Annotated in this window: 7 protein-coding genes; all 7 read right to left on the bottom strand. The window is 69.6% G+C overall.

Translation table 11 applies throughout. The features are described from left to right. Window positions 1–3: 3 nt before the first annotated feature. The gene (locus tag WMF14_RS38685; RefSeq protein WP_437794675.1) at window positions 4–1,218 is read right to left on the bottom strand and encodes a hypothetical protein; all 1,215 of its coding nucleotides are present in this window, start codon (window positions 1,216–1,218) and stop codon (window positions 4–6) included. Next, window positions 1,215–4,625 (bottom strand): hypothetical protein, encoded by a 3,411-nt coding sequence (locus tag WMF14_RS38680; protein ID WP_437794672.1) that lies wholly within the window; start codon window positions 4,623–4,625, stop codon window positions 1,215–1,217. The genes WMF14_RS38685 and WMF14_RS38680 overlap by 4 nt, the downstream gene beginning before the upstream one ends. Further along, window positions 4,622–5,872 (bottom strand): hypothetical protein, encoded by a 1,251-nt coding sequence (locus WMF14_RS38675; protein WP_437794669.1) that lies wholly within the window; start codon window positions 5,870–5,872, stop codon window positions 4,622–4,624. The genes WMF14_RS38680 and WMF14_RS38675 overlap by 4 nt, the downstream gene beginning before the upstream one ends. A 461-nt stretch (window positions 5,873–6,333) precedes the next feature. Further along, window positions 6,334–6,618 (bottom strand): hypothetical protein, encoded by a 285-nt coding sequence (locus tag WMF14_RS38670; RefSeq protein WP_437794666.1) that lies wholly within the window; start codon window positions 6,616–6,618, stop codon window positions 6,334–6,336. 718 nt (window positions 6,619–7,336) lie between these two features. Continuing rightward, entirely contained in the window at window positions 7,337–7,750 is a 414-nt protein-coding gene (locus WMF14_RS38665) for a hypothetical protein (RefSeq protein ID WP_437794664.1), read from the bottom strand. A 191-nt stretch (window positions 7,751–7,941) separates the two neighbouring features. Then, a complete protein-coding gene (locus tag WMF14_RS38660) occupies window positions 7,942–9,159 on the bottom strand; it encodes a cytochrome P450 family protein (protein WP_437794661.1) in 1,218 nt (405 codons plus the stop codon). 208 nt (window positions 9,160–9,367) lie between these two features. Further along, window positions 9,368–10,627 (bottom strand): metallophosphoesterase family protein, encoded by a 1,260-nt coding sequence (locus tag WMF14_RS38655; RefSeq protein ID WP_437794659.1) that lies wholly within the window; start codon window positions 10,625–10,627, stop codon window positions 9,368–9,370. Window positions 10,628–10,746: the final 119 nt, after the last annotated feature.

Here is a 10,746-nt window from a genome sequence, read left to right as displayed (position 1 = left end):
GGCCTACACCTCGAGGAGGATGGGGAGGTGATCGCTCGTCCCGTCCGCGACCGGTGTGAGGGCGTCCTTGAGCTTCGTCGGGATACCGATGTGGCCGTAGTTCCAGCGGCGCTGGAAGACATCGATTCCATTGTCCGGCATGTCGGCATAGCTCGCGAGCGGAACGGACATATCCGTAATGAATGGTGGATACGGAGCGCCCGCCACGCGGTCGACGACCTGGCACGAGGGCGTAAAATCCGGCTCAGCGCCCTCGGTGTAGTTCAGGAACGCGAAATCAAGGGACTCGGGCATGTGGTAGGCGGCCGGCGTCGCCTCCAACGCAGACAACACGCGCGTCGACTGGTACACGTCACCCTTGCCGAGGATCGTCCCCATCTTCGGAGGCCAGAGGTCGCCGAAGCCCTCTTGCTGGTCGCCGAAGCCCTCTTGCAGGGCGCTGAGCGAAGCCGCCTGGGACGTGTCCGGAGCGCTCAGGTTGATGTTGAAGTCTCCGGCGAGGAGGGTGATCGTCTTTTCGCCGGGGGAGAAAGGCAGCTTCCCGAGCGCGTACGTCGCCCGATCGGACTTGCCGTGCGTCTCGTTATGTATCGAGAACAGCCAGAGCGTCCTCGTCATGCCGCCGACCTCCGTGAAGGTCGTCAAGAACGGTTTTCGTGACGTCGCGTCGGGGAAGCCGAGCTCTTCTCGCCCCTTGAAGAACAGGCAGCGTCCGGCAGCGGACATCCCGTCTGGGACGACCTTCTTCCAGGGGTCGTCGTACGGGACAGCGGGGACGTCGGTGGTCGCAGGCCCGATCCCCCGCGCGGTGTTCGCCCATGGCCCCGTGAAATTGACCCGGTTGTTCCGCCAGAAGACGCCGATGCACTCGGTGTACTGACTGCCCTTGTCGACGGGGTCCTGCCTCGTCGAGTTGATCCGCTGCGGCGGCACGAGGAACCAGTTGTCATCGAGCCCCCTCAGATGGCTCAACAGCTCGATCAGGCCGGAGGGGCCGCCGCTGTCGGGATCGACGAGGGTCCCCGGGGTCCCCGGCGACGCCCGAGGCTCGAGCACGACGAAGATGTCGGCCGCCGCGGCCTTCACTGTCAGCGTGATGTACAGCCGGCTCGCCCACGCTCGAGCGGCCTCGTCCAACCTCGTCTTGATGTCCGGAAACGGCTGGCCCTTGATGCGGTTCAGGGAGAAGAATTTGATGTTCCAGACGAGAATCTTCACAACGCCCTCCTCCGCGGAAGCGCCCGCGCGGCCCTTGCCCCGCCCGGCTTCTGCGCCTGATCCTTGGTGTAGGCTGCGTACCACCCGAGGCTCGAGTCGTGCTCGTCGTCGGGGTTGCCGAAGAGCGCCATGTCGATCTGCCCGCCGGGCGGGAAGGACAGGCCCAGGAACTTGAGCGTCAGCGCGTTGAGCAAGAGGTAATACGTCGAGTCACCGTTCTTTCCGAGGACGATGGCGCGGAACCCGAGGTTCAGCACACCCTCGATGCTGACGGTGCCTTTACCCCCGTCGCTCCCGGGGAGCTTCAGGCCGATGAAGACCTTGTACGCGCCCGACGACGGGCTCCACGCCGCGAGCAGCCGCGCGGTGAACCCCACCTGCGCGGCGAGCGCGCCGGGCGAGCCGAGGTCGAGATCGAACACCAGCCCGAACCAGGGGTACACGAGCGCGCTCTGCGTGAGCGGGCTCTGCACGCCGAGGTAACCCAGCCCGCCCGGCGACGAGACGCTGTCGGCCTGGATGAAGGCCGAGACCTTGATCGGGAAATGCCGGTAGAGGCTGTCCGGGCGCGCGGCGCTGCTCGACGGATCGAAGGCGATGCCGGTCGCGTCGAACGCGAACACGCTACTGTGCTGCACCGCCGGGTCGAAGGCCATGCGCACGAGGAGCTTGCTGTACGAGAGCCCCGCGACATCGCTGGCCGGCGAGCCGCCGAACGAGAAGACGTCGAGCCCCTCGAGCTCCGCGAAATCGAGCAGACCGGCGAGCGCGAAGTAGGTGTGGGTGAGGCCGTCGCCGGTGTCGAGCTGGGTGACGAACTGGGCGCTGCCGATCTGGATCTGCCGGAAGACGCTCCCCTTCACCAGGGGGAACACGCGCGGCTGGTTCTGCGCCGTCTGGAAGAGGTAGGTGTCGTAGACCTTCCCCGCGATCGTCTGGCGCTGGAGGACGCCGTAGAGGAAGAGGATCCGGTCCGCGGCCGGCAGATCGACTGCGTCGTCGAAGAGCTCCGCCACGAGCAGCTCGATCTTGCTCGAGAACCCGCGGATCGCCGAGCTCTCGAAGAGCACCTCGAGCAGGTCGACCTGGAACTGGTAGGCGGCGCCGTTCGGCGCGATCGGGGCCCGCGGCGCCTCGTAGCGGATGAGCGCGAACATCGACGACGCCTCGATGGAGACAGGGCTCGTCGACGTGATCTTCGCGGTGTTGATGCCGACGTGGTGGGCGTGGAAGAGCGCGGGATCGATGCCGGCCGCGAGCCCCTTGCACGCATCGGGCAGCGCCTCGAGCGGCGTCTCGGCGTTGAGGATCAGGACGCCCTGCCACGACGGATCGGTCACGGCGGCGACGAAGGTCGCGAAGTCCGCGGCGCCCTTGCCGCCGTCGTAGGCGTCGATCGCCTGCTGGATCAGCGTCCCGACGCGGGTCGACGTCGCCTCGTCGTCGACGTTGAACGGCGCGGCGCCCGCGCCGGCCTTCGCCCAGGCGCCGGTGTCCTTCGCCAGATCGACGAGCGGCCCGTCGGCGAACTTGAAGATCAGCGTCGTCCCCCGGAGCCCCGGCGGCCCCGTGGTGAGCCAGGTCGACGGATCGAGATCGAACGTCCAGCCCTCGATCAGGACGCGGTTCTGCGCCGGATCGGCCGAGAGGTGAGGCCGTATCGCGGCCGGGTTGCTCGCGACCAGGAAGAGCTGGTTCGACGCGATCGCGGTGCGGAGCGGCGTCCCGTTCGGCAGATCGCGGAGCGAAAAGCGCGATCTGTCCGCCATCTGGGCGAGGACGAGCTCATCGATCGTCTGCAGCGTGGCGTCGGCGAAGATCGCCAGGAGCCCCTGCTGCGTCACGCCCGCGAACCTGGCATCGGCCGCGGCCGCCGTGGCGAAATGCGGGTGCGCGGCGGCGGCGGGCGGAGGGCCGCCTTCCCTCGCGATCGTCGCCCGCCGGCTCGGGCTCAGGACCCTGGCCTCGAGCGCGAGGAACGCGTCGAGATCGGGATCGCCGGCCGAGACGCCGGCGTACGGGAAGAGCGGGACGGCGGCCGTCGCCGCGACGGCGGCCGGCAGCGCGTTCGCGGCGACCTCGAGGTAGACGAGCGGAGCGAACGTCGTGCCGCTCGACGGCTGATGGAGCACCGCGCTGTCGGGCTGTGCGTAGTACGTGAGCGGCGCCGATCCGGGCGCGCTCGGGAGCGCCCAGGCGGTCATCGCGTCGGTCGTGAGCGCCGTCGGCGCCTGCACGCCCGACGCGGGATCGAACCCGCGCGCGTACGCGGGGTTCCCGGTGAAGAACGAGAGCGCGTTCGCCCCGGCGCCGAGCCCGACGTACTCGACGCCGGAGACCCCGCACATCAGCCGGGCCTTGGGCGAGGTCACGGCCACCGCCGGCGCCACGCCCGCCGCCCGGGGCTCATTCGATGGTCCCTCGGTCGCGAGCGCGAAATCGCCCTTGGGGACCAGGGTGTAGAGATCGTCGGGCGACGGCGGCAGCGCGCTCGGCCGCGGCGCGAACACGAGGCGCGCCGGCGACCCCGAGGGCCCCGCGCCGTCGGCATACGGCGTCAGGAGCGCGCGATAGCCGGTGACCGTCGCGTAGCACGAGCGCAGCGCTCTCACGCCCGCCGTGAAGGTGAAATAGCTGCGCCCCTCCGCCACGCTGAAGGGCGCCAGCGACACGCCGAGCGTCGGCGTCTCTTCGGGATCGAAGACGGGGTAGCCGAGCGAGGTGACCAGCGTGGAGACGCCGCCGTCCGTCGAGGTTCCGGGCGTCGCGTAGTAGGTGCGCAGCCCGACGTCGAGGTGGGTGAGGTCGGAGACGCCGCCGGTCGCGCCGAGCGAGAGCGGGAATCGCAGCGATCCCGCGTCGGCCCCGGTGAGGGGCACGGATATCGAGCCCGCGCCGCGCAGCGTCGTGGCGCCGAACTCGGTCGTGAGCGCGATCGATACCGCGGTGGTCTGCGTCAGCGTGAACGCGGGGGCGGACGAGTCCAGCCCGAGCGGCGTGCCCGTCCCGACGACGAGCGCGTAGTTGCGATAGGTGACAACCAGCGCGCGCCCGGTGACCGATGGAGCGAGCGGAGACGTCGAGAGCACGTACCCGTCGAGCGCGCCGCCGGTCGGAACGCCGCTCGGGAACCACGCGACGCGTGGGGTCCGGAACGCAGGATCGTCCAGGAACCCCCACGCCGCGCCGGCGAAGGCCGCCTCTCCGCCCGCGGGGAGCGGCGTCTCCAGGAATATGTACGTCCCCGCGAGGGCCCATGTCTGGGAGAGGTCGAGGGTCGCGGGCGCGCTCGCGCCTTTGAGGAGGAGGAACCAGCGCGTGACGCTCCCGGCCGGCGGCGGCTGCCCGTCGTCCGAGGCGGCGTACAGCTCCGGGACCGCCGTGGAGCGCAGATAGCGGAGCATCACGGGCCCACCGGTAGGTTCAGGAGCAGCCCGTCGCCCGGCCAGAGCGGGAGATCGAGCGCGCGCAGATCGGTGATGGCCGCGCTCGTCGGCGCGAACGCGACCGACACGCCGGAAAGCCAGCCGAGCTGCTGCGAGGAGTACGCGGGGCGCGTCAGGAGCACGACGTTCTGCGCGCTGCCCGTCGAGAGCGGCTTCCAGCGGGTGAAGCGCTCGAGCAGGTTGTTCACCGTCGTCCCGAGCGGCACCCAGGTGGGCTGCAGCGTCGCGCTCGAGACCGCGAGGAGGACGCAGATCTCCGGGATCACCACGCCACGGCCGAAGAAGCTCGCGGAGTACGGCGGGCTCGCGCGGAGGTCGGCGAGGGTGTTCGCGCCGGTGAGGGTCACGTTGGTCGGCGCGTCGAGGCTCCCCGGCGCGCTGCCCGCGATCACGCTCTGCGGATAGACGAGCCGGTGGTACTTGTAACCGCTGTTCGCGAGCGCGAGATCCAGGAGGCCGTAGATCGGCCCGCGCGATCCCGGCGGCGGGGTGATCTGCGGGGAGGCGACGGCGCCCAGGAACGCATCGAACGCCTGCACGCTGGAGCCCGAAGCGGTGCTCGCCGCGACCTCCCACGCGAGCGTCCCCGTCGATACGTAGCCCGAGAGCGCCTGCGTCGGAGGGGCCAGGTACTGCCGCACCGAGGGCTCGGAGCGGAGCCGCATCCCGGGCATCACGTCGACCGCTGGCGGCGCGCCGGTGCCCCTCCCCGACTCGAGCCCGCACGCGTAGAGCAACGCCTCGCCGACGGGGAGCGGCATGATTTGCACGACGGCCGCGGCGAGGATCGACGTCGCGCCCGGGATCAGGAGCGGCGGCGATCCGAGCTCGAACGAGGCCTCGATCTTCGCCAGGAACGCGAGGAAGTTCTCGCGGAGCGCGGCGCGCGCGGCGGCCCCGGTGCTCCACGCGTTCTTGCCCGTGAGCTGGAGGGTGACGTTGACGCTCGCGCGCGTCGGCGTCCCGCTCCAGCTCGCGGCGACAATGAAGTCGTCGTTCGGTACGCCGAGCGTGGATGGATCGCCGTTCCCCGAGAAGAGAAAGGGAACGCTCAGCGGCTGCTGAGGGGTCTTCCCGCGATAGATCGAAGCCGGCGGGAGCACCCATGTCTGGGTCACCCCCGGCTGGTCCGGCCCCTGGTAGCCGGTGTAGACCAGGTACTGGTTCGGGAGGACCGGTGGAGCATGCGTCGCTAGCACTCTTCTCACCCCTTGTTCATGGTCTTGCCGAGAGGCGCGTGCCGCCAGAGCGCGCGAATCCCCACCACCGCCGCGCCCGATCGCCGTGCTCGATCCTCTCGTCACGCGGGATCGCGGCGCAGCGGCGCTACCAGATGAGCGCGTCAGCGCGCAGCGATGAATGGATCCCAGCTGACGTAGTACTTCGTCGGCCGAATCCCGCCGCTCGTGACCAGGATCTGGATCTGGTAGGTCTGCTGGCCGGCGTTGACGGCCTGCCCGATCCATTAGGACGGGTCCTTGGGATCGGGGATCGGGTAGCCCTGGTTGCCGAACACGTTCCCCGCCGAGACGTTGAAGCCGACGTGTCGACGGCGATCGAGATCGCCGTCTGCGGGCACGGCGTGATGCTCCGGGGCTTGACGACGCGGACGTGGGCCTCTCGCGGCTTCTTCTCTTCCATGATGGTCCTCCTGCTTCCGCTCGGCGGGTCACGCCGCAGCCCTACCGCTCGGCGCCAGCACGCTCACGCTTGGGTTCAGGATGACCGTGGTCCCGGAGGCGCCGCTCGCGGTCATGTTGATGGTGAGCTGGTAAGAGGAAGAGCCCGGGTTCTGCGCCTGGCCCGTGAACGCGTTGGGGTTGTCCGGCGCGATCTGCGGCTGGCCGTCGCACCCCATGCCTCCGAGTTGCCGATCGACTGGATCTGCACGCTCGACGAAGCGCACGGGCTCACCGTCAGGATCTGCCAGCAGATAGAGGCGTCCTGCGTGCACGCGGTCACCAGGTTCGCGGAGCCCTCGTTCTGGCTGCCGCTGGTGACCCGGTTGTCGACGAGGTACACGCCGCGCGCGCTGCCATTCTGGATGGCATGGGTGTCGACCCAGATCTGGATCTGGACGCCGCATTGCGTGGTGGGAATTTGCATGGTCATGCCTTTCGCGTGCTGGGATCGAATGATGAAGACAAGAAGGAGAGCGGATCGCGACATAGCGCCCGACAATTCACCCTGCCGGGTAGCACTGCGCTCCCCTCATCTGCCCCGAGAGCCCACGACTTATCTGTTGACAGAGCGTTTGCAGCGAGACAGGAGCTCGACTGCGTGGCGTCCGCGGGGCCCCCCGGCTGCAGCGAAGTGAACCGTTTATCCTTCTATTCTATTCACGACTCCACCGCAAGCGGTTGCTCTCGCCGCGGTCCTACTGTTGCCATTCAACGATTTATGTCGCGGCGCCTCCCGCGCCGTCCCGGGAGGTCGAGGAGCTGATGCGGGAGGCAAGAGCCGTCGTCAACAGCCTCGGCGTGAACCGCTCTCGCGTGCTCTGGGCACAAATCTACGAGTTGGACGAAGCCGCTTCGCGGCAGCTTGGTGGCCAACTGCTACGGTCGGATGAGACTTGGAAGCCATCTCGCCGCGTGAGGGCCCGTGTATAGCCCACGACCAAGCACCTGTGTCGTAGGCTCCCGTGAGGAGTTGCTGGAAGAGCGACTCGTTCAATTCATGGCATCAGATGGCGAGCGCGAGGAACAGAGACTTTCCTCGGGTCCTTGCGTTTTTAGCGCCTTGACCCAGGGGTCGGGCGTCCCGTGGGTCTGCATGTAGCGCCCCCAGTGGTACACGAAGACGCCGCTGTCGCCCGGGTCGGTGAGCTTGTCCCTGGGGACGATCCCGCCCACGACCTTGTAGTCCGGCGTCACCGGGTAATAGCGGGCCGGGGCGTTCTGAGGATCGGCCATGGCCGCGTACTTCGTGAAGATGCTGTAGAAATTCATGAAGGGAAGCCACGGGTTCTCCGTGGTCCGCCAGTCGTTCAGGCCGTGCGGATTCAGGGGATCGATGTCGTGCCCCTTGGGGGCCACGAAGGCGTCGTAGGCGGCCATCACGTCGTTGATGGTTGTGCCTCCCATGGCGTGGTGGAAGGCCCCGGGGGTCAGGGGGAACATCATGATGCCCCGCCCCGCGGCCGGGTGGGCGCCGAAGAAGGTGTCCCACCGGGTGCAAGCGTCGAAGAGGTGGGGCTCCCGTTCCCGGGCCAGTTGACGGGGAAGCTCGGGCCGGCCAGCTCGGCGATGAGCTGCTGGTTGCGGGGTTGTCAGTCTCAGAATTCCACAGGCACCGCCGCCGGGCCGCGGATCATGGGCCATTCACTCCACACGATGTCGCGCGGCGCGGTGGCGAGCTCGATGCGCGGCAGCCTCCGGAGGAGGGTCGAGAAGGCGATCGCCCCCTCGATCCGCGCGAGCATCGCGCCCAGGCAGAAGTGGATCCCGCCCCCGAAGCCGATGTGCCGGTTCGGCGAGCGGCCGATGTCGAAGCGGTCCGGATCCGGGAAGTGCTCCGGATCCCGGTTCGCGGCCAGGAGCCCCGCCGCGACCCCTTCTCCCGCCGGCACGCGGGCGCCGAACAGCTCGATGTCCTCGAGCGGCCAGCGGATCGTCGAGAGCTCCGCCGGCCCCTCGCAGCGCAGCGCCTCCTCCACCGCGGAGCCGACGAGCCCGGGGTCCTCGTCCAGCCGGCGCCGCTCCGCAGGGTGCGAGAGCAGGAGGAACATGCCGCTCGCGATGAGGTGCACGGTGGTCTCGTGGCCCGCGACGAGCAGGAGGAACACCATGCTCGAGAGCTCGATCGGGCTCAGCTTGTGCTCCTGCTCCTCTGCGAGCACGAGGCCGCTGATCAGGTCGTCGCGCGGGGCCTTGCGGCGCGCGTCGAAGAGCGCCCGGAAGTACGCCCCGAACTCCTCCACCACGGACTGCCCGCGCTCCACGAACTCGCGATCTTTCGCGGGCGCGAGGAGTACCTTGGTCCACCGGCGGAACCGGTCGCGATCCTCGACGGGGAGGCCGAGGAGCTCGGCGATCACCCCGGTGGGGAGCGGAAACGCGAAGTCTGCCACGAGCTCCATCCGGCGCCGGTCGATCACGGCGTCGATGAGCCCGTCCGCGATCGCCTGGATGCGCGGGCGCAGCCCTTCCATCATCCGCGGCGAGAAGGCCCGCTGGACGAGGCCCCTGAGCCGCGTGTGATCCGGCGGATCGGCGTCGAGCATGTGCCGATCCATGAAGGTCGTGCGCTCGCTGAGCGGGAAGTAACGCCGGCGCACCTCGGCAGGGAGCTTGTGGACGTCGCGGATCAGGCGCGGATCCTTGAGGAGCTCCACGCAGTCGTCGTGACGCAGAGCCACCCAGATGGGCACGTCGAGGCGGGGGTGAATGAGGCGATGCAGGCGCCCCGCGGCGCGCATGCGCGCGTAGATCGCGTGCGGCTCGGCGCGGCTGCTCGGATGGAACAGCTCCGGAAAAGCGTCCTGGTCGACCATGATTCCCCCGTTCGTTCCATGGCGTCCGGACGTTCGAGGTGATGCTCGCGTCACGCCGGATCGCGAGGTGTGCATGGTGGAGAACCGCGCGCCGTCAAGCGGCGGTCGGAGCGCTGCGCGCCGCCGTTACCGCCGCGGCGTCGGAGCTCGGGCGCGCCGTCACGCTGCGGCGTCGGAGCTCAGGCGCGCCGCGGGGCCGCGCCGGCCTTCAGGGGGCGTCGCTCGCGCCGAGCAGCCGCGAGATCAGCGTGTGCTCCACGTCGTCGAGCGCCTCGCGCAGGAACGCCGGGTCGTCGAGGCGGACCGCGTCGTCTCCCTCGCGCGCCTCGACGGGCAGCTTGTTCCTGAGGCTCGCGAACTCGCGCAGCAGCGAGGACAGGCCCGCCTCGTCGTCGCGCAGCGCGCGCAGCGACCGCGTGAGCTGGCCGATCGCGTCGTCCCGCTCCTCCAGCGCGCCCACCTGGAGCGGCGAGATCGTCCGGGAGAGAACGCGCTCGATCCAGAGCGCGCCGCCGAGGTCGTTGGCGATCGCGCGGATCTGCCCCGTCCAGCGCTCGAAATCGGCGCGGAGCGCGGCGTGCGCCTTCGTCGCGCCGCACAGGAAGACCCGCGCGGCCAGCGTGCGCCCGTCCGCCTCGGCGAGGCGCCGCTCGAGCTCCTCCCGCGTCAGATCCACGATGTCGTCGGCGCTCGCGGCCGGGGAGAGATCGACCTCGCAGGCGCACCAGCGCACGACGTCGAGGGGGCGGTGCTCGACCGAGGTGATGCGGCCCTCGTCCACCGCGACGAGGAGGGCGCCCTTCTCGCCGGTCTCGCGGGCGTGGCGGCCCTGGAGGTTGCCGGGGAACGCGATGTACGGATCGCGCGAGAGCACCTCCCGGGTGTGCACGTGGCCGAGCGCCCAGTAATCGTATCGCTTCCCGACGAGGGTGTTCAGGCTGCAAGGAGCGTAGTTGTCGTGGCCCTCGCGGCCGCCCAGGCAGGTGTGGAGCATGCCGATGTTGAAGAGGCCTGCCCGCGCGTCCGGATAACCCGCGGCGAGATCGTCGGTGACGGCCTTGGTCGCGAAGCTCTGTCCGTGGACGGCGGTCCCGAGCCGATCGAAGACGATGGACTCGGGGCGGCGGGGATCGAGCCGCCGGGCGTTCTCGGGGAGCTCCAGGTGACGCGTGATGTTGCTCTCGGCGTCGTGGTTGCCATAGAGGAGCACGACCTCCACCTTGGCGGCGCGCAGCCGGGAGAGCTGCGCGGCGAAGAACAGGCCTGTGCTGTAGTCCTTCCAGTCGCCGTCGTAGATGTCGCCCGCGAGGAGCAGGAGGTCGACCTCCTCGGCGAGGCAGAGGTTCACGAGGTTCTCGAGCGCGCGGCGGGTCGCCCCGCGGATCTGCTCGACGGGGGCGCCCGGGTAACGGTCGAGCCCGCGGAGGGGGCTGTCGATGTGGAGGTCGGCGGCGTGGACGAACTTCATGGGCTGGCGCGGCCCGAGCTTAGCCGCTCGGCGCCGGGAGCGCTGCTCATCCGATGAGGATCGCGCTCGCCTGAAGCGGCCGAGCCGTGCCCTGGCGAGGAGGCAGGCGGAGCGCGCCC

This window comes from Sorangium sp. So ce693 (assembly GCF_051521375.1).
GTDB classification, from domain to species: domain Bacteria; phylum Myxococcota_A; class Polyangia; order Polyangiales; family Polyangiaceae; genus Sorangium; species Sorangium atrum.
The sequence above is the reverse complement of the archived record's forward strand: the minus strand, read 5'-3'. Positions and strand labels throughout refer to the sequence as shown.

Excerpts from the sequence above, each read along its gene's own strand:
- WMF14_RS38660 (WP_437794661.1), bottom strand. The coding sequence starts at position 9,159 with ATGGTCGACCAGGACGCTTTTCCGGAGCTGTTCCATCCGAGCAGCCGC.
- WMF14_RS38665 (WP_437794664.1), bottom strand. The coding sequence starts at position 7,750 with ATGGGAGGCACAACCATCAACGACGTGATGGCCGCCTACGACGCCTTC.
- WMF14_RS38655 (WP_437794659.1), bottom strand. The coding sequence starts at position 10,627 with ATGAAGTTCGTCCACGCCGCCGACCTCCACATCGACAGCCCCCTCCGC.